The organism is Paenibacillus sp. S28, from assembly GCF_016624415.1.
GTDB classification, from domain to species: Bacteria; Bacillota; Bacilli; order Paenibacillales; family Paenibacillaceae; genus Paenibacillus_AQ; species Paenibacillus_AQ favisporus.
The window spans coordinates 123,187-148,511 of the sequence record NZ_JACVTM010000011.1 but is presented as its reverse complement, the minus strand read 5'-3'; the positions used below and the strand labels follow the sequence as shown (position 1 = coordinate 148,511).

Below are 25,325 nucleotides of genomic sequence, written 5' to 3'. Positions count from 1 at the left end.
CTCTAGGAGGATCAACAATGACTGAATACTTCATCCGCCGCTTACTGCAATCCATTCTTGTACTCTTTCTGATCTCTTTGGTTGCATTCGGCCTTATTCACGCTGCGCCAGGCGGTCCAACACAGATGATGATGGCCCCTGGAGTATCACCCGAAACCGCAAAGATCCAAGCCCATAACCTGGGTCTGGATAAGCCGGTTCCTACCCAGTATGTTATTTGGTTGACGAACATGCTGAAAGGCGACTTGGGTCACACGTTCAAGAACAACCTGCCGGTTGGCGAAGTGTTGTGGCCAACGGTTGGCAACACGATCAAACTGATGGCGTTCGCTTGGTTTATCTCACTGCTCATCGCCATTCCATGGGGGATTTATAACAGTACGAAAGTGTACGGCATTTCCGACCAGACGGCTAACTTTGTCAGTTACATTGGCTTTGCAATGCCTGCGTTCTGGTTCGGGATCATCCTGCAGGAGTTGTTTTCCCTAAAGCTAGACTGGCTCCCGCTGTCCGACATGTACGACATGGATAAGCAAGGGAACTTCGGCAACCTGCTGTATCACTTGATTCTGCCTTGCTCCGTCTTGGTGCTTGGTTTCTTGGCCTCATACTCCAAATACGCGCGTTCCAGTATGCTTGAAGTGCTGGAGCAGGACTACATCCGTACGGCCCGTGCGAAGGGCGTGCCTGAGCGCAAGGTCATTTTCCGGCATGCGCTGCGTAATGCTTTGATTCCGATCATTACGATCATTGGCCTGGATCTGCCGATTCTGGTCGGTGGTGCGACGCTGACGGAAAGCGTGTTTAACTGGCCGGGCATGGGACGGTTGTTCGTCGAAATGGCACGTTCGCGTGAGTATTCCGTGTTAATGGCGATTACGCTCATTACGGCTGTGGTCGTCGTTGCCGGTAACTTTATCGCTGATATTCTGTATAAGATCGTCGACCCACGCGTGAAACTTGGAAGTAAAGGAGGAAAATCGGCATGAGTGACATGAACATCGAGACAGCTCCCAATGTTCAGGCATCTGAGCATCCGGAACCGGCCAGCGCGCCACTTCCCCCTTCCAAGAAGCCTCCGGGCCCGTGGATGACGGTCGTGAAGAAATTCCTTCGTAATCCTTATGCCGTAACCGGGCTTATTGTTTTGCTCTTTTTTGTCGTGATATCCGTACTGGCAAACGTTATTTCGCCTTACGACCCTGCTAAAATCGATCTGATGAACTCCAACTTGAAGCCAGGCACTGGCGATCACCTTCTGGGCACAGACGAACTGGGGCGCGATATTTTCTCAAGACTGCTGCACAGCGGTCAGATTTCTCTGACGGTCGGCTTTTCCGTCGCGGCCATTTCCGTCATCATCGGAACATTGGTCGGCGCGATTTCCGGCTTCTTCGGCGGCTGGATCGATACGATCTTCATGCGTCTGATTGACGTCATGAACTCGATACCGACGCTGTTCCTAAACATTTTGGTTATGGCGATTTTCGGAACGAAAATCCAATATATGATCATGATATTGGCCTTTACAAGCTGGATGGGCGTGGCCCGACTCGTTCGCGGTACGTACCTGCAGCTTCGTGAAATGCAGTACGTGGAAGCTGCCCGCGCCATCGGCGTTTCCAAGACAGGTATTATTTTCAGGCATTTGCTTCGTAACGCAAGCTTTCCGATTATCGTAAACGCTACCCTGATGGTAGGGGGCGCGATTCTTTCCGAGTCCGGATTGTCCTACCTGGGTCTGGGTATCCAGGCACCGGCCACAAGCTGGGGACTTATGCTGAGCAACTCGCAAGAGTTTATGCTGATTGACCCGTTGCAGGCCATTTATCCAGGGGTTTGTATCCTGGCGGTCGTGCTTGCCGTCAACTTCATCGGCGACGGTATCCGCGATGCGATGGACCCTAGACAGAAGAAGAAGATTTCCCGGAGGAGGCTGGACAAATGGCGGAAAAACTACTCGAAATCCGGAATCTGACCACGGCATTTATGTCCGAGAATGGTTTCGTCAAGGCGACGGACCGGATCTCACTCAATATCGAAAAAGGACAGACGCTCTGCCTCGTCGGCGAGTCCGGCAGCGGAAAAAGTGTTACCTCTTTATCCATCATGCGTCTGATAGATTATGCAGGGGGCAGTATACTGGAAGGTAACATCCGGTTTAATGGCGACGACCTTGCAACTAAAGAGCAGGACCAGATGAGATCGATCCGCGGCAACAAGATCGCGATGATTTTTCAGGACCCGATGTCTGCGCTTAACCCCGTCTTTACCGTGGGTGAGCAGATCGCGGAGAGCCTGCGTCTGCATCAGAACAAGAGCCACAGCGAAGCCTGGAAAGAAGCGATCGAACTGCTTCGTCTGGTAGGTATTCCGGCTCCGGAAATGCGAGCCAAGCAGTATCCGCACGAACTGTCGGGCGGTATGTGTCAGCGCGTCGTCATCGCGGTGGCACTGGCCTGCAAACCGGAGCTCTTGATCGCGGACGAACCGACGACCGCATTGGACGTGACGGTACAGGCACAGATTCTGGAACTGCTTATGAAACTGAAAGAAGAACTCGGTATGGCGATTCTGCTGATCACACACGATATGGGTGTGGCTGCCGAGGTGGCTGACCATATTGCCGTTATGTATGCGGGCTCGATCGTCGAGCAGGGTACGGTTGAAGAGATTTTCTCGAACCCTTCCCATCCATACACGGTTGGTCTGCTGCAGTCCATTCCGGGATTTGAAGGTAAACGCGGCAACGAATTGTACACGATCAAGGGCACCATCCCTGGTCTGGGCAACCTGCCGAAAGGATGCCGCTTTAACCCGCGCTGTCCGCATGTGATGGATAAATGCCGTCAGGTAGAGCCGGGCGATATTCAGATCGGCGAAGAACACAGCACGAAATGCTGGTTGTACGAAGACAAGGATCGTAACGGAGTCTCGGTAAGCGGTGGAATAGGGGGAAATGCCAATGGCTAAGAACTTGATCGAAGTAGAGCACGTGAAGAAGTATTTCCCTATCCATAAAGGACTGCTGAACCGCGTTGTGGGCAATGTCAAAGCGGTCGACGACGTGTCCATTACGATCCGCGAAGGCGAAACCTTCGGACTCGTCGGCGAGTCCGGATGCGGCAAGTCGACGCTGGGCCGGGTCATTTTACGGCTGCAGAACGCTACTGCTGGTGCCGTTAAATTTAACGGGCGCGATATTCATTCCATGGGCTCCAAGGAATTGAACAAAATGCGCGAGGAAATGCAAATTATTTTTCAGGATCCGTTCGGTTCCCTGAACCCTCGTTTCCTGGTCAAGGATATTATCGGCGAACCGCTGAAGGTCCATACGAAGATGTCTTCTTCGGAGATCGAAAAGCGCGTCATTGAGCTGATGGAGCTGGTCGGTTTGGACGCTTCCCGTCGGAACCGATATCCGCATGAATTTTCCGGCGGTCAGCGTCAGCGGATCGGGATCGCTCGCGCTATCGCGCTGAATCCGAAATTCATCGTGGCCGACGAAGCGGTATCGGCGCTTGACGTGTCGGTCCAGTCGCAGGTCATCAACCTGCTGATGAAGCTGCAGCGCGAAATGGGCCTGACGTTCCTGTTCATCGCCCACGGCCTGAACGTCGTCCGGCACATTTCCGACCGCGTCGGCGTCATGTACCTCGGTAAAATGGTTGAGGTCGGCGAAACGGAAACGCTGTACGCCAACCCGCTTCATCCTTACACCGCGGCGCTTCTGTCCGCGATTCCGAAGCCGACGCCAACGAAGAAACGCAACCGGATCGTCCTTCAGGGCGATGTGCCGTCTCCGGCCAATCCACCGTCCGGCTGCCGTTTCCATCCGCGCTGCCCGTTTGCTCAGGAGAAATGCAGCCAAGTGGAACCGGCCCTGACGGAAGTGCTTCCTGGGCGCCAGGTTGCCTGCCACTTCCCGATCGGCGTGGAAGGCGGTTCGGACCTGAACAGCCTGAAGTAATATTGTATTCGATGATTAGAGCTCATATGCTGCGTATACAGGATGGATTGGGGTCCTTCTGAGCGTTCCATATACAGCCCTGCCTGCGGTGTTCAGCCGAGGCGGGGCTTTTTTTGAGGGAAGAAAACAACTTGGAAATATCCTCTTTCCGGTAACACTGTTACCTTTTTAAGGTTTTCTTTTGTTTCGTTTGCGTTTACAATGTAAATGTCGTTTGGCTGTGACTTTATACCCAAATGGCAGCGGGCAAGCTTGTGCGTCAAGCCTTCGCCCCTCGTGTAAATATAGAAGGGAGGGATGGAAGTACAGGCGCGACCTGGCTATAATTCATTTTTTATTCTAAATTTAAAGAAGGAATCCCTTAATGAAAAAGAGAACAAAAACATATATAACGTTAACTGTGATTTTGCTGCTTCTGGCCGGAGGGGCTTATCTCTTCCGCAAGCAGCTCGCAGTCATGGCCTTTGACCTGTTCCTGTCCAAGCAAGTGGAAAGCTCGCTGCAGAAATCGTATCAGCCGTTGACGTCCCAGGACAACGTGCCGAGCAAGCCGGTGGAGAAGATTGCGTACCAAAGCAAGCCGTTCTCGGTGCTGCTGCTCGGATCCGACCAGCGTGACAACGAACCGTCGCGTTCGGATACGATCATTTATTCGGTCGTACGTCCAAAGGATTCCAAGGTGCTGCTCATTTCGATTCCACGGGACACGTATACAGAGATTGTCGGCAAAGGTAAAAAAGATAAAATTACCCATGCGTATGCCTTTGGAGGTCAGCAGATGTCCAAGGATACCGTCGAGGCGTTCCTGAACCACGATATCAATTATTATGCCACCATCAATTTCAAAGGTCTGAAGGACGCGGTTGACGCACTGGGCGGCGTGGAGCTGCCGATCGGCAAAGATATTGTTAACAAAGGCAAGGATCATGAGAAATTTACGGTCAAAGCCAATAAGCCTATTTACAGCGGTGAAGAAGCGCTCAACTATGTGCGCTACCGGGAGGACAGCGATTTTAACCGGACGAAGCGCCAGCAGGTCTTTTTGGATGCGGTGGCCAACCGGATGCTGAACCTGAATCAAATTTCCAAAATTCCGGAGCTGCTCGAAATTATGGGTGACAATTTCAAAACCGATATGCAGCCCAATTTCATTATCAATTTAGCGAAACAAGTGCTGGCCGGTGATAAGGCTGAGATGACTGCCTATACCATCATGGGTGAGGGCATGAAGATTGACGGCGTTTATTATGATGATCCGATCAAGAAGGATGTGCAGAACGCCAAGAAGCTGATCGACAGCTGGGAGAATCCGGACACCCCTTCGGATCAGCTGTTGACGCCGGATATGTTGGATAAGAAGGAAGAAACGACTGCTGTAAAGTAACAAAAACGTTTATCGACGAACATTCTAAGAAGCCAGACCGCATTTAGCGGAAGTTTTTATTGCGATATAAGGATGCTGAGTCCCCGAAGATTAAGCTATCTTATATCAAAAAAGCGTGCCTATTGGCTCGCATATAGAGAAAACCAAACCGCAACAAGCAGCAGTGTGCCTTTGCGGGATCAGAAATGCGGGGCATGATCGGCAGCCACAGGTTCGGCTGCTGATTTTGTGTCCCTACTGAGACATTGGACGGTTTGAAACGTATGGAGTTAGGGGAACCTTGAAAAAGGGTAAGAGGAGGATCAATTTTCATGAATATAGCGTTTTTTCTGCTCCCTAAACAGGAAGTGGTCAGTGTTACCATGGACTCCACGCTGCGGCAAACGCTGGAACGGATGGAGTATCACAGGTATACGGCCGTACCGATCGTCGGGAAGAACGGGGAATATGCAGGAACGGTCACGGAAGGCGATCTGCTCTGGTATATGAAGAATTCCGGCGGAAAGGTGACGTTCGAGAATACGTCCAAATTTCTGCTGAAGGAAGTTCCGCTCAAAGTGCATAATAAGCCGGTGTCCATCGACGCCAATATGGAAGATCTGATTAATTTGGCGAAAGTGCAGAACTTCGTGCCGGTGGTGGATGATATGAACCGGTTTATCGGCATCGTGCGCAGAAGCCAGATTATCGAATACTGCGAGAAGTTCGTCTCCAGAGAATCCAAAGCTTCGGAGGAGACCAAGGCATCCATAGAGACCCGCTAATCCGCTGGTTTGAGGAAGCTGGGCAAAGATTTTGAATAAGCAATGGCAAAAGACCTGCTTGGATTGAGATGTACGGGATGGCAGGTCTTTTTTGCCTTATCATTTATTCATTTATCCGTTCGTAGGCAGGAACATAGGCAGAGGTTAATAACGCCACTTTGCTGGATGTTTGCCGCCGTTTTAGGCCAGGGGGGCTTTTCGTGAGAGGCTATTATTTATGCTATAATGGAGAATAAAGCTTTTTCATCAAAAAAAGGCGTATTTGCTGATATTGGGCCGCCGAAGAGAAACCGAATAGGCATCGGAGGATAAAGCCCCACATCGTGGGGTTATTTAAGGGAGTGTGACCTAGAGGCATGCCAAAGGATTTGGATGTAGCCAAACGTGCTAAAGTTATTGAATGGCTGAAAACCGAAGTCGTAGACCACGTATCCCGTCTTTTCAAAGCCTTGTGGGAAGGCAGCACCACCCGGGTGGGTGACAGTCTCGCCAGCTTGATTATGAGCTCTTACATACTGGCCCGCAGGCTCGGCATGTCCTACCGGGACATGGATGATCTGCTGCTCGACAAATTGAAGAAGCATAAACAGGAAGGTCACCAGCTTGAAGATTGGTACCAGGATATTTCCGCGCTGGAAGAACATATGCGTAAGAGGTGAACACATTGAAAATGCGCTGGACGTCGGTAGTCTGGAGTGTCGTCTATTTGCTCCTGCTGCTATCTTTACTATCTCCCTTCTCGATTGTGACCGTCTTTTTTCTCATCCTGCCGGCCGCAATCCTATTCACAACACTTAACGTCAAATCGTTCATACTGCATGTGCTCCCGGTTTGGCTGATTGCCTACCTTGTACATCCGGTGTATTTGCTGCTCGCCGTTTATTTTATGATTCCTGCCCTGATTATGGGGCGGGCTTACAAGAGAAGGGTGCCGGCTATACGCACATTAATGCTGGGTGCGGGTACCATTCTGGCGGAACTGCTGCTCCTGCTGTTGGTCGGAACGGCGTTCTTCCACTTTGATCTGTCCAGCTATGTCCATGACATTGTCAAAATGACGATGTCTCCGCTGCGTGATGTGGGCGGAAGCAACCCGCTGATTTCGGATATGGCCTGGTCTCCCGAGGAGATGCAGATGGTAAGCGACGCCACGGTGCAAATGATTCCTTTTGCCATGATAGTCAGTTCCTTTATGATGGCGGTGATCACGCACGCGCTTGCTCGTCCGATCATGGACAGCATGGGCTTCTCTGTTCCAAGGCTGAAGCCGGCCCGCGAGTGGATGCTGCCGAGATCCCTGATCTGGTATTATCTGATTGGTGTCATTATTGAAATTTTCGCAAGCGGATCAAAGAACAGCTTTCTCGACATGATTGCCGCGAACTTGCTGCCGCTTCTGCATATTTGCTTTATGATTCAAGCGTTTGGCTTCTTCTTCTTTTTGGGGCACAAGCGGAAATGGCATCCCGTCATCCCGCTGCTGTTCGCGATTCCCATTCTGCTGTTCCCGCCGATGCGGATTATCGGCATTCTGGATCTTGCATTTCCGCTTCGTCAATTTATGACCAAATCAAAACGTTAGGGTGGGTGTCATGCCTAAATTTCTACAGAAACGCTGGCACGGCTATTATACCGTCTGGGCGTTTGCGCTGATGCTGGTTCTGGTCATTATTGTGACCCGGTATAACTGGGCGCTGGGAATCGTCAGCCTCTGCCTTGTCGTCGCGCTCTGCTATGCGGTGCTGAAGAAGGAAATGGACTTCCGCAAAAAACTGCTTGAATACATCAACGGCCTCTCCTTCCGGGTGAAACGGGTCGAAGGGGAAGCCATCAATACGCTGCCCTTTGGGATCGTGCTGTACAGCGAGGACCGCGTGGTTGAATGGAATAACCGGTTCGTCTGTACCATGTTCGGTCAAAAATCGCTTGTGGGCGCTAGCCTATCCGAGCTGTTTCCTGATCTGATGCCGCTGCTTGCCGAGAAAAGGGACGGCGGCCGGGAAGCGCATAAGGACGGGCCCAAGGAGATCGAGACGGAAATCCAGGTGGGCGAGCTGCACTATCATTTGATCCTGAACACCGATGAGCGGCTGATCTATCTGTACGACGTAACGGAGATGGTCGTGCTCCGGGAGAAATACGAGGCCGAGAAGCTGGCGATCGGCATTATTATGATGGATAACCTGGACGAAGCGGCCCAGGGCATGGATGACCAGCAGCGCACGTCGCTCATTGCGAAGGTGACCAGCGAAATCACGGAATGGGCGAAGCATTACGAAGTGTATCTGCGGCGCTTGTCGTCCGACCGGTATTTAATGATGCTGAACTATAGATCGCTACAGGAGCTGGAGAAAAGCCGCTTTGTCATTCTTGACGAGGTCCGCGAAATGACCGCGGAGCTGAAAGTACCGATGACGCTGAGCATCGGGCTGGGCTTTGGCCCCGACAGCATCAGCGAGCTGGGCGAGCTGGCGCAGTCGTCGCTCGACATGGCGCTCGGGCGCGGCGGCGACCAGGCGGCCGTCAAGGCCGGCCAGCGGCTGTCTTTCTACGGCGGCAAGTCCAACGCCGTCGAGAAGCGCACGCGGGTCCGGGCGCGCGTCATCGCGCATGCACTGCGCGACCTGATGCAGGAGAGCGACAAGGTGTTCATTATGGGGCACAAGATGCCAGATATGGACGTCATCGGAGCCTCCATCGGCGTGCTGAAGGCGGCGCAGATGTACAATGTGGAAGCGTACATTGTGCTCCCGGGCACGAACCCGTCCATTGAGCGGATGATGACCCAGGTCCAGAAGGACGAGAAGCTCGTCGAGCGCTTCATCTCACCGGAGCAGGCGCTGCAGCTGATCAGCCCGCACAGCCTGCTGGTCGTGGTGGACACGCACAAGGCGTCCATGACAATCGAACCGAAGCTGGTTCATCACGCCAGCCGGGTCGTCGTGGTCGACCATCACCGCCGCGGCGAAGAATTCATTAACGACGCCGTGCTCGTGTACATGGAGCCGTACGCTTCATCCGCTTGTGAGCTGGTGACGGAGCTGCTGCAGTATATCCATGAGAAAATCCAGCTCACGCCGCTGGAAGCGACCATGCTGCTGGCCGGGATTACGGTGGATACGAAGCATTTTGCGCTGCATACCGGTTCCCGGACATTTGAGGCGGCAGGCTTCCTCCGCCGGAGCGGAGCGGATACGATCCAGATCCAGCGGATGCTGAAGGAAGACCTGCAGGAATATCTGGCAAAGTCAGATATCATTAAGCGTGCTAAAATGGTATATGATCATATCGCTCTGGCCGTAACGGATCCGGGAACGGTCATCCCGCAGCTGCTCATTGCGCAGGTGGCGGATACGCTGCTGAACATGACGGATGTGGTGGCCTCCTTCGTGATCAGTGAACGTCCGGACGGGTTGATCGGGATCAGCGCCCGTTCCTTCGGGAAGATGAACGTGCAGGTCGTGATGGAGCGCCTCGGCGGCGGAGGCCATCTGACCAATGCTGCCGTGCAGCTGAAGGGCACCGTCAAGGAAGCGGAGGCCCAGCTGCTCGAAGTTCTTGCACAAATTGAGGAGAAAGAGGGGTTGTTCGAATGAAAGTCATTTTTATCAAGGATGTTAAGGGTCAAGGCAAAAAAGGGGACATTAAAGATATATCGGAAGGCTACGCAACGAATTTCCTTATTCCGCGCGGTCTCGCCCGTGTGGCAACCGAGGGTAACATGAAGACGCTGGAGAACCAGAACGCGGCCGAGCAGAAGCGCAAGGAGCAGGAGAAAGAGGAAGCACAGGTTCTCGGCAAAAAATTGGAAGAGATGACCGTACAGCTTAAAGCGAAAGCCGGGGAAGGCGGACGGCTGTTCGGGGCCATCACGAGCAAGCAAATCGCGGATGCACTTTCGCAGCAAGGCATCAAGATCGACAAACGAAAGATCGAATTGGATGAGCCGATCCGGACATTGGGCGTGACGCAGATGACCGTGAAGCTTCATCCGGATGTCAAAGCTACGCTGAAGGTCCAGGTCACGGAGGAATAAGATGGGCGGAGAGCTCTTTTTCGACCGGATTCCCCCGCAAAATCTGGAGGCGGAGCAGGCGGTTCTAGGTGCGATTCTGCTGCAGAGCGAGGCTATGATCACCGCGATGGAGCGGGTTTCACCCGAGGATTTCTACGATGTGCCGCATCAGCTGATTTATGAGGCGATGATCCAGCTTGGAGAAGAGAACCAGCCGATTGATCTCATTACCTTAACCTCGCGTCTGCAGGACAAAGGACAGCTGGAAGAAATCGGGGGCGTCAGCTACCTGGCGAAGCTGGCACATGCGGTGCCGACAGCGGCCAATGTGGAGTATTACGCTCAGATCATCGAAGAGAAATCCATGCTGCGGCGGCTCATCCGCACAGCGACGCAGATCGTCAGCGAAGGCTACACCGGCGGCGAAGACGTATCCGGCATGCTGAGCGACGCCGAGCGGCGCATCCTGGAGATTTCCAACCGGCGCAGCGGCAGCGGCTTTGTCGCCATCCGCGACGTGCTGATGGAAGTGTTCGAGCGCGTTGAGGTGCTGCACCAGCAGAGCGGAAGCACCACCGGCATACCGACAGGCTTTGTCGATTTGGACCGGATGACGAATGGCTTCCAGCGTTCCGACTTGATTATCGTGGCCGCCCGTCCTTCCGTCGGCAAGACGGCATTTGCCCTGAACATCGCCCAGAACGTGGCGGTGCGTGCGAAAGAAACGGTCGCGATCTTCAGTCTGGAGATGTCAGCGCCCCAGCTCGTCAACCGGATGATCTGTGCCGAAGCCAACCTGGATGCCAACCTGATGCGTACCGGTGATTTCAAGACCGATGAGGATTGGGCCAAGCTGACCATGGGGATCGCTTCCCTGGCGGAGGCCGAAATTTACATCGATGATACACCAGGCATTACCGTTGCGGATATCCGCTCCAAGTGCCGCCGTCTGAAGAAGGAGAAAGGGCTCGGGATGATCGTAATCGACTACCTGCAGCTGATCCAGGGACGTGGCAAAGCCGGCGAGAACCGCCAGCAGGAAGTATCCGAAATTTCCCGTACACTGAAACAGATCGCGCGTGAGCTCAGCGTACCGGTTATCGCTCTGTCCCAGCTCAGCCGGGGCGTAGAGCAGCGGCAGGACAAGCGTCCGATGATGAGTGACCTTCGTGAGTCGGGTTCCATCGAGCAGGATGCCGATATCGTTGCGTTCCTGTACCGCGACGACTACTATAACCAGGAGACGGAGAAGAAAAATATCATCGAGATCATTATCGCCAAGCAGCGTAACGGTCCGGTGGGCACCGTCGAACTGGTCTTCATGAAGAATTTCAATAAGTTCGTCAATTACGAGCGGACGCACACCGACGCATTCGCGATGTAGCGAAGCCGGCGATGATGTTCGCGAGAACAGATAGATAGATCCAATCGATCTTATAAATGGTTATCCATATTTTTAAGAATGCTTGTCTTATTTCCGAACAATTGTACTTTAGTTAGTGCAATTGTTCGTTTTTTATTTGACTTTAAAAATGGGGACTGTTACACTGGTAATGCTGCTTTAGCACAGTCCAGCGCTCGTCTCATGGAGGGGGACACTGGAACGTGTGAGGGTTTTACATGCCCTTTGACAATGGCAGTTTTGTAATGGTGCATAATCATACTTGCAGGTAAACATAATGAAATAAGCTTGTAATTAAAATGCGGTGGTACACACCAAGCGGGGGAATGAACATGTCAACAGTAGTCGTTGTGGGAACACAATGGGGAGACGAGGGCAAAGGCAAGATTACGGATTATCTTGCGGAAAGCGCCGATGTGGTGGCCCGGTATCAAGGCGGCAACAATGCCGGTCATACCATTCTGATTGACGGTAAAAAATATAAGCTCAGCCTGATTCCATCCGGCGTATTTTATTCCGATAAAATTTGCGTCATCGGCAACGGGATGGTGATCAACCCGGCGGCACTGCTCGAAGAGATCCAATACATTCACGACAACGGATTTAAGACGGACAATCTGAGAATCAGCGATCGCGCGCATGTCATTATGCCGTATCACATGGTGCTGGACGGTCTGGAAGAAGACCGCAAAGGGCCGAACAAGATCGGCACGACCCGGAAAGGGATCGGCCCATGCTACATGGACAAGGCGGCTCGTAACGGCATCCGGATCTCTGACCTGATGGATCCCGAGGAGTTCGAACTGAAGCTCCGCCATCTGATGAAAGAGAAGAACCAGGTCATCGAAATGTACGGCGGGGAGCCGCTGGACGTCGAGGAAGTGCTGAAGCAGTACCTGGACTATGCGGAGCAAATCCGTAAGTACGTTACCGATACCTCGGTCGTCCTGAACGACGCGATCGACGAAGACCGCAAGGTGCTGTTTGAGGGTGCGCAAGGGGTCATGCTGGATATCGACCAAGGCACGTACCCATATGTAACTTCGTCCAACCCGTCCGCGGGCGGCGTATGTATCGGATCGGGCGTAGGGCCGTCCAAAATCCAGCAGGTTATTGGCGTGGCCAAATCCTACACGACCCGTGTAGGTGACGGACCATTCCCGACCGAGCTGAACAACGAGATCGGCGATTATATCCGGGAAAAGGGCCATGAGTACGGTACCGTAACCGGTCGTGCGCGCCGCGTTGGCTGGTTTGACAGCGTCGTGGTCCGCCACGCGCGCCGTGTCAGCGGCCTGACAGGACTATCGCTGAACTCCCTGGACGTGCTTACAGGTCTCGATACGGTTAAAATCTGCACCGGATACGAATACCGCGGGGAAATTATCACCCACTACCCGTCGAGCCTGAAAATGCTGGGCGAATGCGAAGCGGTGTACGAAGAAATGCCGGGCTGGCACGAAGATATTTCCGGCGCGAAGACGCTGGACGATCTGCCGGAAACGACACGCAACTACGTTAACCGCGTATCTGAGCTTACAGGCATTCCGATTGCCATCTTCTCGGTAGGACGCAACCGGAACCAGACCAATCAGGTATTGCCGATCTATTAATCAGTAATCAGCGTACAATACCTGGAAGCAGGCGGATAGATATCCGTTTTGATCGATGAGGTCACCTTAACGCCAAGTGCGTCAGGGTGGCCTTTTTTTGATGATGTAATGAAAGTACAAACCACGCGGAGTCAGCTTCCTTGTTGTGGAGTCTGCGTAAAAGTACTGGAATAAGCATCGAAGCATAAGCCCCACTTTGTTGGGGCTATTTTGCGTACCGCAGGATTGAATCCTCCGCTTCCCGTCAATACTGCTAGATATATAGATTGAATTGAAATTTTACTGAAAGTTTTCAGTTCATTCTATTGAGCAGCGCCGTTTCATAGAGTTCGGCGGCCGTGACTTTGATAGAGTCGGAACGGTGCAGAATGGGGGCGGCCTGGCCCGTAGCGATTACGCTCTAATAACAGACAATCATACGTATTGGCATGGATAGGTCGTCACAGGTCGTCACAAAGAATAACGGCTAGAATGCCGGAAAACAACCCGGCTATGAGACGGGAAGGGCAAAGGAGGAGGTGCGCCATGAAGATTGCGCAATGGCTGCTTAAAACGGTGCTGACTGTGGTGCTGATCAGCGGCCTGACGGTACTTACGACGGGAGCTGTCGTGAATATGTATGTCCAATCGCTGCTGGCCAGCTTTAACATTCAGCTCGAGGGCCAGCCGACGGGCTTTGGTGGCATGATGAAGGGAATGCTGGGTTTGAACACCACCAAGGAAAAGGAGCCCGATAAAGAGGCGGCCAGCACGGCTCATACGGCGGACGACAGCAAGTCGACGGATGGAAGCACGACTACGGCAGAAACCGGAACAGGCAGCACGGAGGGAGCGGGAGAAACGGCCGGAGCCGGGTCCCAGACTGGAACCAACGCTGGTGAGGCGGGATCGGGGAGCGGGAGCACGGCCGGTACGGAGACGGGAGGAACTGCAGACGCCGAGGGCGCGGATGCATCGGACGACGCACTGCCCGTTATGGGGCAGGGTCTGAGCGAATCAGCCATGGGCGGCCAGTCCGCAGCCGATCAGCAGGTCGTCATCAGCCCGGACGAAATGATCCAGAAGAAAGAAGAGCTGACTACAACGGAGAAGGAGCAGATTTTTAACATTTTGATGAAAAAGCTGCCGCAATCGGAAATGCAAAAAATTTCGGCCGCCATGGAGGACGGCCTGACCGAGCAAGAATTATCGACAATAGAAGACACGATCTCCAAGTATTTGACGAAGGAAGAATATGCCGTGCTTAGTAAACTGCTGGAGCAATAGGCGGCTGGAAACACTGGGTGATCAAACCCAACGGAGGAAGTTGTAACCTTTTAATGAATTAAAGCAACGCAATCCACTTATAGGTAAATAACACAAACCCGCGTCGGACGCGGGTTTTTTGCTGTGCGCCGAGAGTTGAATTGTTTGTAAACGTTGTGTTAAAGTATAGATTGTGTAAAAAGGTATCAAAATTTTAACTTTTTCGTCATTTTTGAAAAAGCATACAAAGCAAACAAGGAGAGAGTTATGAAGGGTTTTAAGGATAACCGCTGGAAGGAGAATAATCAAGTTTCGACAAATTCCGCGCAACTCTCCGGAAAGCAGGATGAACATCAGCATATGGGCGTTGCGACGCCTGGAACCGAATCTCAAGGGCGGAAATGGAGCGCTCCACGGAAATGGATTGCGGGTACGGCCGGTGCGGTCATCGTGATCGCAGGACTTGTGTATGCAGGCAATCAGTACGTCAATGCCAATATGGTCCCGTATTATCATGTCCTTGTACATAATCAGGAAATCGGGACGGTCAAGGATCCCTCTCAAATCGATAAGCTGTTCAGCCAAAAGCAGAAGGAATATCAAGATAAATATCCGGGTGTGGAGATGGTGCTCCAGACGGACGGCATCACGACGAAGGTCGAGAAGGCGTTTCAGGCTAAGCCCGATACGGATAACACGCTCAAGAAGCTGGACGGTATGCTTAAGGCATATGCCGAAGGTGTGGAGCTGAAAGTAAACGGCAAGGTCGTCGGGATCGTGAAGGACCAGGCCACGGTGGATGCTGCACTGGAACAGGCGCAGATGAAGTTCGCGCCGAAGGCTGCAGTCACTGCGGCCAGCGGGAAGGACAAGGCGGAAACGAAGCTGAAGAAGATGGCAGCTACCACTTCCTCTGCGAAAACCGCGTCGGCGCCGGGAGCTTCGGTCCAAAAGGTGTCTATTAAGGAGAAAGTGACGGTAGCGCCGGTCAAAGCCGACCCGAACAAAGTGCTGTCCGCGGCGGAAGCGGCTAAGCTGCTGACGACCGGGCAGGAAGCGCCGCTGGTGTACACGGTGGAGGAAGGCGATACGATCAGCACGATCGCGAGCCAGTTCAAGATCAGCCAGAAGGAGATTTACAGCAACAATCCGGGTGTGAAGGAAAAGTACCTGCAGATCGGCGATCAGCTGAAGCTGACGGTGCCGAAGCCGCCGATTACGGTGAAGACGGTCGAGAAGGTGACCGAGCAGGTATCGACTGCGCCGGAAATCGAAATCCGCAAGAGCAAAGAACTGCCGGCCGGCAAGACCAAGGTTGTTCGGCCCGGACAGGAGGGCCTGAAGGTGATGACCTATCAGGTGACGAAGGAGAACGGAAAGGTCATCAGCGAGGAGTGGCTCGGACAAACGGTCGTGAAGTCTTCGCTCAAAGAGGTCGTCCTGCAGGGAACGAAGGTACCGGGCAGAGGCTCCGGACAGTTCGCCTGGCCGGTGAGTGGCCATGTCATATCCAGCTCCTATGGGACCCGCTGGGGCAAAATGCATAAGGGCATCGACATGGTATCCGGCAACCGGACGATCATGGCGGCTGACGACGGCACGGTAACCTTTACGGGCCAAATCAGCGGCTACGGCAACGCCATCATCATCAGTCATGGCAACGGCTATGAAACGCTGTACGGACATTTGAACAGCATCTCGGTTCACAGCGGTCAAAAAGTAAGCCAAGGCGAAAAAATCGGCATCATGGGCAGCACCGGACATTCGACCGGCACCCATCTGCATTTTGAGATCCACAAGAACGGTTCGATTCAGAACCCGATGAAATATTTGAACTGAGTTGGTCTGCGGTAAGGATTAGCATAAGATCATAACCGGATACAGCTATCATATATTTATATTCAAAGCATGGTCTCCTGAGGGAGGCCGTGCTTTTTTTAATGGGATGGCGGAGGTTTGCAAGAAATTTTCATGAAAAGGAAAGGATTACTGTCAAAACTGCGGCTCTGCGGGATGTGACAGGCTTCCAGGTATGGTAAAATAAAAAGGACAGTGTCAACAAGTACGGAGAGAAAAAGAGGTGGGGTCAGCCGATGCAGGGAACCATTTTGGTCGTGGATGATGAACAGCCGATTGCCGATATTTTGAAATTCAATTTGGAAAAAGAGGGATACGAGGTCATCTGTACCTTTGACGGCGTGAGCGCCGTGGAAATGGCCTTGTCTGCGCAGCCGGACCTGATGCTGCTGGATCTGATGCTGCCCGGCAAGGATGGCATGGACGTGTGCCGCGAGGTGCGCGCCGCCGGGATGGAGCTGCCGATCATTATGCTGACGGCCAAGGACGAGGAGATCGACAAGGTGCTGGGGCTGGAGCTTGGGGCGGATGACTATGTCACCAAGCCGTTCAGCACGCGCGAGCTGCTGGCCCGGGTCAAGGCGCAGATGCGGCGCCAGAACAAACCGAGCGGTACGGAGGCGGCCGCCGCGCCTGCCGCGGAGACGCCGAAGCAGGGCGTGCAGCTGTTCGGCCTGTTTATCGATACGGATATGTATCTGGTGTACAAGGACGGCGAAGCGCTGGATCTGACGCACCGGGAGTACGAGCTGCTGTATTACTTGGCCAAAAATGCGGGCAAAGTCATGACACGGGAGCATCTGCTGCAGGCGGTATGGGGATTTGAATACTTCGGCGATGTCCGCACCGTCGATGTGACGATCCGGCGTCTGCGCGAGAAAATTGAGGAGAATCCGAGCAAGCCGGAATACATCCTTACCCGGAGGGGGCTTGGCTACGTCATGCGAAGTCCCAAAAACGGGGGCCTGTAAATGAAATGGCCCTCCTTTTTCCGCACGATCCAGGCGAAGCTGATCATCATCTATGTGCTGCTTATCCTGATCGCGATGCAGCTGATCGGGGTGTATTTTGTCAGCGCGATGAAAAATTCCCTGACCAGCAACTTTACGAAGGACCTGCAGGAGCGGGCGGAGCTGCTGTCGGTGCTTGCGGCGGATAAGCTGGGCGGCACCGGGGATACGGGAGAGAATAACCCGGTGGAGAGCCTGGGGGCGATCGTCAACAACCTGTTCAATCTGAACGGGGCGGAAATCCAGGTGCTTGATGCCAGCGGCAAGGTGCTGATCACGTCTTACCCTTCGCATGCCGACTATGTCGGGAAGAAGAACACGCAGACGGTCGTGAGCCGGGCGCTGCAGGGCATCAAGGACAACGAGGAATACGTCATCGATGAAGACAATGTGCGCAAGAAGGTCGTGGCGAAGCCGGTCATGAACAACGGGAAAATCGTCGGCGCCATCTACATCGTCGCTTCGATGAAGGAGCTGTACGATACGATGGGCCGGGTGAACAACATTTTTATTTCCGGGATTCTGCTGGCGCTGGGGATGACCTGCGTGCTCGGCGTCATTCTGGCTCATACGATCACTCACCCGATCAAGGAAATGACCAACCACGCCACCGCGGTGGCCGAGGGCAGCTTCGACCAGAAAATGCCCGTATTCGGCAACGATGAAATCGGCCAGCTCAGCGAGGCGTTCAACTATATGACTTCGCGGCTGCGCGAAGCGCTGATCCAGAACGAAGAGGAGAAAGAGAAGCTCGCTTCGATCCTGACCAACATGAGCGACGGCGTGATCGCCACGGACGAGGCCGGCAAGGTCATCCTGATGAACCGCCGCGCCGGGGCGATCCTGGGCGTGGACGAGGATGAGCTGGCGGGAAGCGATATCGCGCAAGTGCTGGGACTGACGCCGGAGCAGGCGGACACGTTCACGGAAGGAACGTACGTGACGATGCTGCTGCAGATCAGTCCGGAAGAGGAGAAGGAGAAATCGCGCCATTACATGGTGCGCGTGACCTTTACTCCGATTCACCGCCGCGAATTCGGCATCACGGGCACGATCGCCGTGCTGCAGGACGTAACGGAGCAGGAGAAGCTCGAGGCGTCACGCCGTGAGTTCGTGGCGAACGTGTCGCATGAGCTGCGCACACCGCTCACGACGATCAAGAGCTACACCGAAGCGCTGGATGACGGGGCGCTGGACGATCCGCCGCTGGCGGCACGGTTTGTCGGGGTCATCCAGAACGAAACGGAGCGGATGATCCGGCTCGTGACGGACCTGCTCCATCTGTCCAGGCTGGACAACAAGGAGGCCCTGCTGCGCAAGCAGCCGACCGATGTGCTCGAAATGCTGGAGGACGTGTCGGATCGCTTTTCTTTTCAAATGCAGCAGAAGGGCATTCTGGCGGAAGTCCGCGTGGAGGAAGGGGTTCAGAAGGCGCCGTTCGACCGGGACCAGATCGATCAGGTGCTGGACAACCTCGTATCCAATGCGCTCAAATATACGCCTTCCGGCGGCAGCATCACGATGGAAGCAGCGCTGACCGAAGGCCGTCTGCTCGCCATTTCGGTGCAGGATTCCGGCATCGGCATTCCAAAGAAGGACCTGGACCGGATCTTCGAGCGCTTCTACCGGGTGGACAAGGCCCGTTCCCGCAACATGGGCGGCACCGGACTCGGACTGTCCATCGCCCGCGAGATCGTGCTCGCCCACGGCGGCACCATCTCCCTTCAGTCGGAGCTGGGACAGGGCACGAAGGTGACGTTTACGCTGCCTCTGGGTGACGAAGGGGGGAGCGCCTCATGAAGGAGAAGATGAAATCGATCCTGCTGGCGCTGCTCGTTGCCGGCAGCCTGGTGCAGAGCTATTACCTGATTTACCGGCTGCCAGGCGGGGATTCGATCGCCAAAACGGAAAACAATTATATCAAGACGGACAACATGGGACCGGAGGAGAGCGCCGAGAACCTGATTTATCCAGATAAAATGCAGATTCATATGGGAGAAGGCAAGCATACGGTCTTCTACCCGAACTCCACGTTCTACAACTTGATCTACTCGCGTCTGAAGGGACGCAGCTTCGAGAGCTTCCAGCGCCGTCCGGTGGAGAACACGGACTGGAACAAGATCCGCAATGAGGATCCCGGGATCGAGCTGACCTTCGGATCAGGGATCCCGGTATCGCTGCTCCAGCGCGTCATGCAGATCGCGCCGGACTCGCTGTTTGAAGCCGAGCGGATCAACCGGATCTGGATTTACACATCGCCAAACGATTCCAAGACGCATGCGATGTTCTTCAGTACGGAAGGCGATGTCGTCTATGAAGCCGGCAAAGTTGACTTGACCGTGCAGGACGTGCAGCAGCATGTCGATTTTGGCAAGGAATGGACGGCCTACTCCTCGGAGGCGGGAGGCAAGTATTATGTGCCGCAGTCGTCCATCCAGATGGTGGAGGCTGAAATCAATATCGGCGTATATACGGTGGAACAGATGCAGCAGAGCCTCTTCTTCGACCCCGGCATTACCCGTTACATCCAGGAAAAGGACGGATCGGAGATTTATACGGACAGCAAGCGGAGCCTCCAGGTGCGGCAGGAGCAGAAGTGGATCAGCTACACCGATCCGGCCGCGCCGCCGGCGGGCGAGAGCAGCGACGGGAAGGATGCGCTGGCCGCCGTTGACTTCGTCAACGAGCATGGCGGCTGGAACGGAACCTACCGGCTCGGTCAGTCGGGTACCGGAGAGGAACGCAGCCAAATCGTGTTCCAGCAGTATTACGGCGCCTATCCGATCCTGGACACGCTTAATTTCCATTACGGCACGATCCGGTTGAACCTGCAGCAGGGCACCGTGTCGGCTTATGAGCGCTCCCTGATCTATATGAAATCCGGAGAGCAGCATAAGACGATGGTGAAGCTGCCGGGCGGTGCCGAGCTCAAGGAGAAGCTGAGCCGGATCAACAAGGACTCGGCGATCGAGGATCTATATCCGGCGTATTTGCCGGAGCTGACCAAGACCGGAACGGGACTGAAGCTGACGCCGGTCTGGGCGGTGAAGCAGGAGAGCGGCGCCGTGACGGTGATCCGCTAAAAGGACGCCAGGCTTGGCATGATGCGGGTTGACCGATGGAAAAGAGTGGCGTAAGGTGGGAGTAGCAGGGAATTCTGCCTCCCAATCTATATCTTGCTGCTGTATTTAGGGGCAATAACGGATGCAGCATCTAGCATGAAAGGTCGATTAGAAGGAGCAAAGCTCCATTTTCATAACGATCGGATGGATCGCGTGTCGAAGCTTGGGAATGATGGGTTAGCCGAAGCTATGGGGAACCATGCGGGATCAAATTTCGGTTAAAGGAGGGCAAGGGATGGATTGGGGACGGGCCAAAAATGTGCTGATCTACGCTTTTTTGCTGCTGAACCTGGTGCTGGGTTACCAGCTGTGGGCCGACGTGCGCGAACAGGCGGATACCAATCTGGACTTTGCCTCCCTGGCGGACAGCACGCAGAAGGCGATGGAGGAAAAATCGATTCAGCTGCTGTGCCCGATTCCGAGCATGACGCCCGCGCTGCCCAAAATCTCCTACCACTACGTGAGCGGGGAAAGCATCGGCAAGCCGGTCACGCTGAAGAAGCCGGTCGAGAGCAAGCTGATCTTTATGGGTACCGACCTTGTGGACGCCTTGGGTGACCAGATTCCCGAGTTCGGCAATTACCGGTATGATCCTCAGGCGAGTCAGGAGATGACGGAAGCGGAGCTGGAACGGGTGAAAGTTGCCGGCGCCGCCGGCCGATTCGTAATGCATACGCTGGTGGACGGGAAATGGCCGCTGTTCAACGATCAGCTCGAGCTGTACTACAGCGAGCAGAAAATCGTGTCCTACCGCCAGTCGCTGGTGGAGATCGCCCCGATGGAGGACGAGCAGGAGCAGAAGATTTTGCCGGCATCCGGGGCACTAAAACGGTTGGTGGACGCTTTTATCCCGGAAGGTTCGTCCATAAAGGATATTCAGCTGGGCTATTACGGCCAGGTATTTAACTCGGAGAGCCAGGTGGCTGCGCCATCATGGCGGTTCACGCTGGAGAGCGGAGAAATTTATTACGTACAGGGGATCAGCGGTGACGTGACCGTGAACAGCCCCAAGGATGAAGAGGGAAAGGAGCAGGGATGATGGGCATATCTTTTACCGTTCTGTCGAGCGGATCGACGGGGAACGCAACCGTGGTAAGAAACGAAGAGACGACGCTGATGATCGATGCCGGGCTTAGCGCTAAGCGGATCGACGAGCTGATGGAGCAGCGGGAGCTGTCGGGAGAGGAACTTGACGGGATTCTTGTCACCCATGAGCATTCCGACCATATTAAAGGGCTCGGTGCCGTGGCCCGCAAATACGATCTGCCGATCTATGCCAACGAGAAGACATGGGAGGCGATCAACAAGTCCGTCGGCAAAATCGCCGAGGAAAACCGTGTCGTGATGGACAGCGGCGAAGTGCGGGATTTCGGATCGCTGCGGGTGGAGTCTTTTCAAATATCGCATGACGCGGCAGAGCCGGTGGGCTACTGCTTCTACGACGGGGACGAGAAGCTGAGCGTGGCGACGGACCTGGGCTATATGAGCGATAAGGTGAAGCAGGCCATCAGCGGCTCGAACGTGCTCGTGCTGGAGGCGAATCACGATATTGAGATGCTGCGGATGGGCCGTTATCCGTGGAACACCAAGCGCCGCATTCTGGGCGACCTTGGGCACTTGTCCAACGATGCCGCAGGCGAGGCGATGAGCGAGCTGCTGACGGGAGACCTGAAGCGGACGTATCTGGCACATTTAAGCCGGGACCATAATCAGATGGATTTGGCCAAAATGACCGTGCGTACCGGGATGGAAGACCGGGGATGCTTCTATAAAGACAGTGAATTTAAACTGTGCGACACCTACTACGACCGTCCTACACCGTGGGATAAGGTGAGTGAGCCATAAAGGCGTCGAGCTCCGCCGCTTTTCTCTCTACCTCGTCACGGGTGAGGATGCCCTTGTCAATGAGCAGTTCAATGATCGTGCTTAAGGCAAGGGTATTGCGGTAGTGCTCGTCCTTTAAATCCCCCAGCTTGGCCATCATATTCACATAGTCCATCGAAGACGGAAATCGTTCCATGAGTCCGTTCCTCCTTGTTTTTCAGCATCGTTTCAATTCCATAACCCACCAATGACGCAAGCGATAAAAGATTAGGGCAACCGCTCCACTTATGTTACAATAACTATACCGCATGAATGTCCGCGAGGGCTTGCATACAGCGGGTTTGACTGGTGTCCAGCCTGCAGCATAGCAGGTCATGCTTCGCCTTTTTCATAGTTTCATCAGGCTTTACTTTTATTCTAGTCTGTATATGCCGGAAACATTCCTGTTTCTATGAAAATAAATCTCATGTGCTGTATAGAATAGGCTGAAGAAATGAATGTTATAGGCCGCCCATTGGGCTGTTATAGCAGGAAGTTCAATGCAAAGCTTTAGTTCAATCTATATAGAAAGAGAATCCGAAGTCAACGTGGGCGAATTCCATACATACGAATGTGAGTGACTGAGACTTCGACGCTTCAAATTTGATGCTTAGATTCAGCCCAATGTGGTGATGTAAAAAATAAAGGGTCTGCCTCGTGCAACCTTGGTAAGCTGGAAGCAGTTATTAATAGTATAGGCAGCCTGAACGATTAGAAGCTTATAAGAACATGCCGCCACGTCATTAGTTATACAGATCGGCCTTTGGTGACGGAGATTTTTTCATTTCTCGTCAAAGGCGTCTGTATGGATGAATCTCACAAGATTTTCGGGATGCGTTACAACAAAGGGGAGAGGATCACATGGGGCTGTTTCGTGACGATTTTTATTCGACCAAAATTTCCAAACGGCGAAGCCTTCGCAAAGTATATCCCGCACAGCGGGTGTGGGGCAGAAGCAGGCGCAGCCGGGGGACGTCCACGCTGTTCGTGGCGACGGTCAGCTCCGTTATCAGTGCAGTGGTGGCGGTGCTCCTGTTCAGCCTCATCACCGGCCTTCCTTCCCATACAAGGGAGACGGCGGCGGTCAGTGCGGTTACTTCAACCCCGCTGGACGGCAGCGGAGATCCGTTCGACCGGCTCGTTCAGGCAGCGGCCAAAGTCCGCCCGACCGTCGTCAGCATCGTGAACTATAAAGATGCGAAGGACGCGGACAAGGGAACGGCCGACCTGGAGGATTCGGCGCTCGGATCAGGGGTCATTTTCAAGAAGGAGAACGGCAAAGCTTATGTCATCACCAATAACCACGTCATTGAAGGCTCACAGGATCTGGAAGTGATGACGGTCGGCGGGGACATGAAGAAGGCAACGCTCGTCGGTACCGATAAAGTGACGGATATCGCCGTCTTGTCGGTGGACGACAAGAACATTGCCGATGTGGCGGAAATGGGCGATTCTACGAAGCTGCGCCTAGGGGAGACGGTGTTTGCCATCGGCAACCCGCTCGGGCTCGGGGATACGCTGACGTCCGGCATCATCAGCTACACCAACCGGGTCGTGCCGGTGTCGCTGAACCAGGACGGCGTGTACGACTGGGAGCAGGAAGTGATCCAGACCGACGCGGCCATCAATGAAGGCAACAGCGGCGGCGCGCTGGTTGATCTGAACGGCAAAGTGATCGGCATCAACACGATGAAGATTTCCGATGCCGGTGTGGAAGGCCTGGGCTTTGCCATCCCCGTCGATCAGGTGATGAAGACAGTGGATGAGCTGATGAGATACGGCAAAATCTCACGTCCTTACCTGGGCGTGTACACCGTGGACCTGAACAATCCGTACGCCCCGCTGGATGAAGACCAGCGCAAGGAGCTGAAGCTTCCGGCGGACGTGAAAGACGGCGTGGTCGTGCTGGACGCTATCGGACCTGCCAAGGATGCGGGGCTCAAGCTGAACGACGTCATTACGGAGTTCAACGGGGACCCGATCAAAACTACGCTGGAGCTGAAGAAGTACCTGTATGACAAAGTGAAGATCGGCGACATGCTCAAGGTCACCTTTTACCGTGCAGGCCAGCAGGAGACCGTGGACGTCAAGCTCGCCGACAAGCCGGATTCCTAAAATAGGACGTGTGATCCGGCCCAAAACCGGATATAATGAGAGTCATAGGTTTTCGGAATTGACCAGCCAGAAATACGTACATTGTGTGCAATTGTAAGGGGATGCCATTTTATGTTTGTCGTTTGTAAAGACCATGTGGAGCTCGCGATCGATATGTTCGTCGACGAATACGAGGATGCGCCGGATATCGTGGACCTGAAGGAGACGGAGTTCTCCGATTGGGACCCGCCCGTGCAGTGCGCGCACTGCGATCAGCCGGCCAAGTTCCTGGTCGTGTAGCCGCAGGGTTAGCAGGAAATGCTATGAAGAGATGAATAGCGATGAGGAGAGCGTGGAGACACGCTCTTTTTTACTTTCAGGGAATAGATAGGGTAAAAAGATAGGTGGAGGGGTATTCATGCTGATTCAAATTATCGGCGTCGGCAAGCTAAAAGAGAAGTATCTGGTGCAGGGCATCCAGGAATACGCCAAGCGGTTGACGCCTTACATCAAATTTCAGATGGTGGAGGTCGCGGACGAGAAGGCCCCCGACACCTTGAGCGATGCCGAGGTGTCGATCGTGAAGGAGCGCGAGGGCGAACGCATCCTCGCGCACATTAAAGAGAGCGCGCATGTGATCGCGCTCGCCATTGGCGGCCAGCTCTGGAGCTCGGAAGAGCTGGCCGCCGAGATCGACCGGCTCGGCACCTACGGGACGAGCCATGTCGTGTTCGTGATCGGAGGGAGCCACGGGCTCTCCGATCAGGTGCTGCGCCGCGCTCAGCAGCGCTTGAGCTTCGGGCGCATGACCCTGCCGCACCAGCTGATGCGGCTGGTGCTGGTGGAGCAGATTTATCGTGCGGTGAAGATCAATCGGGGGGAACCGTACCATAAATAAGCACAAAGTCGTCGTTAATTGAAGCGTCAAAGACAATTCAATGTCCTTGGCGCTTCTCTGATCGAGATTATCACCAGAGTTTACGGTG

The 25,325-nt window shown here is 54.0% G+C and carries 23 protein-coding genes; 22 read left to right on the top strand and 1 reads right to left on the bottom strand.

The window, feature by feature from the left end:
* Positions 1–17: 17 nt before the first annotated feature.
* The 19 genes from IAE55_RS24070 (at position 18) to IAE55_RS23980 (ending at position 22,227) form a co-directional block, all read left to right on the top strand.
* Positions 18–989 (top strand): ABC transporter permease, encoded by a 972-nt coding sequence (locus IAE55_RS24070; RefSeq protein WP_076172462.1) that lies wholly within the window; start codon positions 18–20, stop codon positions 987–989.
* Positions 986–1,978: an ABC transporter permease gene (locus IAE55_RS24065; RefSeq protein ID WP_234489817.1), complete on the top strand. Its 993-nt coding sequence runs from the start codon at positions 986–988 to the stop codon at positions 1,976–1,978. The genes IAE55_RS24070 and IAE55_RS24065 overlap by 4 nt, the downstream gene beginning before the upstream one ends.
* Positions 1,945–2,973, top strand: a complete 1,029-nt coding sequence (locus tag IAE55_RS24060; RefSeq protein WP_145027543.1) for an ABC transporter ATP-binding protein — start codon at positions 1,945–1,947, stop codon at positions 2,971–2,973. Before IAE55_RS24065 ends, IAE55_RS24060 begins: the two co-directional genes overlap by 34 nt.
* Entirely contained in the window at positions 2,966–3,970 is a 1,005-nt protein-coding gene (locus tag IAE55_RS24055) for an ABC transporter ATP-binding protein (protein WP_089549489.1), read from the top strand. Before IAE55_RS24060 ends, IAE55_RS24055 begins: the two co-directional genes overlap by 8 nt.
* Positions 3,971–4,334: 364 nt before the next feature.
* Positions 4,335–5,354, top strand: a complete 1,020-nt coding sequence (locus tag IAE55_RS24050) for an LCP family protein (RefSeq protein ID WP_145162293.1) — start codon at positions 4,335–4,337, stop codon at positions 5,352–5,354.
* A 311-nt stretch (positions 5,355–5,665) separates the two neighbouring features.
* Positions 5,666–6,118 (top strand): CBS domain-containing protein, encoded by a 453-nt coding sequence (locus tag IAE55_RS24045; protein ID WP_116233205.1) that lies wholly within the window; start codon positions 5,666–5,668, stop codon positions 6,116–6,118.
* Positions 6,119–6,474: 356 nt separating this feature from the next.
* Positions 6,475–6,777, top strand: coding sequence for a MazG-like family protein (locus tag IAE55_RS24040; protein ID WP_076172449.1), 303 nt, complete (start codon positions 6,475–6,477; stop codon positions 6,775–6,777).
* Between the two features lie 11 nt (positions 6,778–6,788).
* Complete coding sequence (locus IAE55_RS24035; protein WP_234489821.1) at positions 6,789–7,700, top strand: DUF2232 domain-containing protein; 912 nt, start codon at positions 6,789–6,791, stop codon at positions 7,698–7,700.
* Positions 7,701–7,710: 10 nt separating this feature from the next.
* Positions 7,711–9,714, top strand: coding sequence for a DHH family phosphoesterase (locus IAE55_RS24030; protein ID WP_076172445.1), 2,004 nt, complete (start codon positions 7,711–7,713; stop codon positions 9,712–9,714).
* Positions 9,711–10,154 carry a 50S ribosomal protein L9 gene (gene rplI / locus IAE55_RS24025; RefSeq protein ID WP_076172443.1) on the top strand — a complete coding sequence of 148 codons (444 nt, stop codon included), beginning with the start codon at positions 9,711–9,713 and terminating at the stop codon, positions 10,152–10,154. The genes IAE55_RS24030 and rplI overlap by 4 nt, the downstream gene beginning before the upstream one ends.
* 1 nt (position 10,155) lies before the next feature.
* Complete coding sequence (gene dnaB, locus IAE55_RS24020; RefSeq protein WP_105445379.1) at positions 10,156–11,517, top strand: replicative DNA helicase; 1,362 nt, start codon at positions 10,156–10,158, stop codon at positions 11,515–11,517.
* 350 nt (positions 11,518–11,867) lie between these two features.
* The gene (locus IAE55_RS24015; RefSeq protein ID WP_200634099.1) at positions 11,868–13,148 is read left to right on the top strand and encodes an adenylosuccinate synthase; all 1,281 of its coding nucleotides are present in this window, start codon (positions 11,868–11,870) and stop codon (positions 13,146–13,148) included.
* Between the two features lie 525 nt (positions 13,149–13,673).
* Entirely contained in the window at positions 13,674–14,414 is a 741-nt protein-coding gene (locus IAE55_RS24010; protein WP_200634098.1) for a hypothetical protein, read from the top strand.
* Positions 14,415–14,660: 246 nt separating this feature from the next.
* A complete protein-coding gene (locus tag IAE55_RS24005) occupies positions 14,661–16,232 on the top strand; it encodes a peptidoglycan DD-metalloendopeptidase family protein (protein WP_200634097.1) in 1,572 nt (523 codons plus the stop codon).
* Positions 16,233–16,486: 254 nt separating this feature from the next.
* Positions 16,487–17,221, top strand: coding sequence for a response regulator YycF (gene yycF / locus IAE55_RS24000; protein WP_145162305.1), 735 nt, complete (start codon positions 16,487–16,489; stop codon positions 17,219–17,221).
* Positions 17,222–19,060 carry a cell wall metabolism sensor histidine kinase WalK gene (walK, locus tag IAE55_RS23995; RefSeq protein WP_145162308.1) on the top strand — a complete coding sequence of 613 codons (1,839 nt, stop codon included), beginning with the start codon at positions 17,222–17,224 and terminating at the stop codon, positions 19,058–19,060. It begins immediately after the preceding gene.
* Positions 19,057–20,343, top strand: a complete 1,287-nt coding sequence (locus tag IAE55_RS23990) for a YycH family regulatory protein (RefSeq protein ID WP_200634096.1) — start codon at positions 19,057–19,059, stop codon at positions 20,341–20,343. Before walK ends, IAE55_RS23990 begins: the two co-directional genes overlap by 4 nt.
* A gap of 274 nt (positions 20,344–20,617) precedes the next feature.
* Positions 20,618–21,421 carry a two-component system regulatory protein YycI gene (gene yycI / locus IAE55_RS23985; RefSeq protein WP_076172427.1) on the top strand — a complete coding sequence of 268 codons (804 nt, stop codon included), beginning with the start codon at positions 20,618–20,620 and terminating at the stop codon, positions 21,419–21,421.
* Positions 21,421–22,227: an MBL fold metallo-hydrolase gene (locus IAE55_RS23980; protein ID WP_145948223.1), complete on the top strand. Its 807-nt coding sequence runs from the start codon at positions 21,421–21,423 to the stop codon at positions 22,225–22,227. Before yycI ends, IAE55_RS23980 begins: the two co-directional genes overlap by 1 nt.
* Here IAE55_RS23980 and IAE55_RS23975 read toward each other — a convergent pair.
* A complete protein-coding gene (locus tag IAE55_RS23975) occupies positions 22,196–22,402 on the bottom strand; it encodes a hypothetical protein (protein ID WP_105445384.1) in 207 nt (68 codons plus the stop codon). The two genes, IAE55_RS23980 and IAE55_RS23975, sit on opposite strands and share 32 nt — an antisense overlap.
* A gap of 704 nt (positions 22,403–23,106) precedes the next feature.
* Here IAE55_RS23975 and IAE55_RS23970 point away from each other — a divergent pair.
* The 3 genes from IAE55_RS23970 to rlmH all read left to right on the top strand — a co-directional run bounded on the left by IAE55_RS23970 (position 23,107) and on the right by rlmH (position 25,237).
* The gene (locus IAE55_RS23970; RefSeq protein WP_200634095.1) at positions 23,107–24,360 is read left to right on the top strand and encodes a S1C family serine protease; all 1,254 of its coding nucleotides are present in this window, start codon (positions 23,107–23,109) and stop codon (positions 24,358–24,360) included.
* A gap of 111 nt (positions 24,361–24,471) precedes the next feature.
* The gene (locus IAE55_RS23965; RefSeq protein ID WP_094597789.1) at positions 24,472–24,639 is read left to right on the top strand and encodes a CxxH/CxxC protein; all 168 of its coding nucleotides are present in this window, start codon (positions 24,472–24,474) and stop codon (positions 24,637–24,639) included.
* A 118-nt stretch (positions 24,640–24,757) separates the two neighbouring features.
* On the top strand, positions 24,758–25,237 hold the full coding sequence (gene rlmH, locus IAE55_RS23960; protein WP_200634094.1) for a 23S rRNA (pseudouridine(1915)-N(3))-methyltransferase RlmH: 480 nt from the start codon (positions 24,758–24,760) through the stop codon (positions 25,235–25,237).
* Positions 25,238–25,325: the final 88 nt, after the last annotated feature.

What these genes read in the sequence shown, in the direction of transcription:
- IAE55_RS24070 (WP_076172462.1), top strand. Translation starts at nt 18, where the DNA reads ATGACTGAATACTTCATCCGCCGCTTACTGCAATCCATTCTTGTACTC.
- IAE55_RS24065 (WP_234489817.1), top strand. Translation starts at nt 986, where the DNA reads ATGAGTGACATGAACATCGAGACAGCTCCCAATGTTCAGGCATCTGAG.
- IAE55_RS24060 (WP_145027543.1), top strand. Translation starts at nt 1,945, where the DNA reads ATGGCGGAAAAACTACTCGAAATCCGGAATCTGACCACGGCATTTATG.
- IAE55_RS24055 (WP_089549489.1), top strand. Translation starts at nt 2,966, where the DNA reads ATGGCTAAGAACTTGATCGAAGTAGAGCACGTGAAGAAGTATTTCCCT.
- IAE55_RS24050 (WP_145162293.1), top strand. Translation starts at nt 4,335, where the DNA reads ATGAAAAAGAGAACAAAAACATATATAACGTTAACTGTGATTTTGCTG.
- IAE55_RS24045 (WP_116233205.1), top strand. Translation starts at nt 5,666, where the DNA reads ATGAATATAGCGTTTTTTCTGCTCCCTAAACAGGAAGTGGTCAGTGTT.
- IAE55_RS24040 (WP_076172449.1), top strand. Translation starts at nt 6,475, where the DNA reads ATGCCAAAGGATTTGGATGTAGCCAAACGTGCTAAAGTTATTGAATGG.
- IAE55_RS24035 (WP_234489821.1), top strand. Translation starts at nt 6,789, where the DNA reads ATGCGCTGGACGTCGGTAGTCTGGAGTGTCGTCTATTTGCTCCTGCTG.
- IAE55_RS24030 (WP_076172445.1), top strand. Translation starts at nt 7,711, where the DNA reads ATGCCTAAATTTCTACAGAAACGCTGGCACGGCTATTATACCGTCTGG.
- rplI (WP_076172443.1), top strand. Translation starts at nt 9,711, where the DNA reads ATGAAAGTCATTTTTATCAAGGATGTTAAGGGTCAAGGCAAAAAAGGG.
- dnaB (WP_105445379.1), top strand. Translation starts at nt 10,156, where the DNA reads ATGGGCGGAGAGCTCTTTTTCGACCGGATTCCCCCGCAAAATCTGGAG.
- IAE55_RS24015 (WP_200634099.1), top strand. Translation starts at nt 11,868, where the DNA reads ATGTCAACAGTAGTCGTTGTGGGAACACAATGGGGAGACGAGGGCAAA.
- IAE55_RS24010 (WP_200634098.1), top strand. Translation starts at nt 13,674, where the DNA reads ATGAAGATTGCGCAATGGCTGCTTAAAACGGTGCTGACTGTGGTGCTG.
- IAE55_RS24005 (WP_200634097.1), top strand. Translation starts at nt 14,661, where the DNA reads ATGAAGGGTTTTAAGGATAACCGCTGGAAGGAGAATAATCAAGTTTCG.
- yycF (WP_145162305.1), top strand. Translation starts at nt 16,487, where the DNA reads ATGCAGGGAACCATTTTGGTCGTGGATGATGAACAGCCGATTGCCGAT.
- walK (WP_145162308.1), top strand. Translation starts at nt 17,222, where the DNA reads ATGAAATGGCCCTCCTTTTTCCGCACGATCCAGGCGAAGCTGATCATC.
- IAE55_RS23990 (WP_200634096.1), top strand. Translation starts at nt 19,057, where the DNA reads ATGAAGGAGAAGATGAAATCGATCCTGCTGGCGCTGCTCGTTGCCGGC.
- yycI (WP_076172427.1), top strand. Translation starts at nt 20,618, where the DNA reads ATGGATTGGGGACGGGCCAAAAATGTGCTGATCTACGCTTTTTTGCTG.
- IAE55_RS23980 (WP_145948223.1), top strand. Translation starts at nt 21,421, where the DNA reads ATGGGCATATCTTTTACCGTTCTGTCGAGCGGATCGACGGGGAACGCA.
- IAE55_RS23975 (WP_105445384.1), bottom strand. Translation starts at nt 22,402, where the DNA reads ATGGAACGATTTCCGTCTTCGATGGACTATGTGAATATGATGGCCAAG.
- IAE55_RS23970 (WP_200634095.1), top strand. Translation starts at nt 23,107, where the DNA reads ATGGGGCTGTTTCGTGACGATTTTTATTCGACCAAAATTTCCAAACGG.
- IAE55_RS23965 (WP_094597789.1), top strand. Translation starts at nt 24,472, where the DNA reads ATGTTTGTCGTTTGTAAAGACCATGTGGAGCTCGCGATCGATATGTTC.
- rlmH (WP_200634094.1), top strand. Translation starts at nt 24,758, where the DNA reads ATGCTGATTCAAATTATCGGCGTCGGCAAGCTAAAAGAGAAGTATCTG.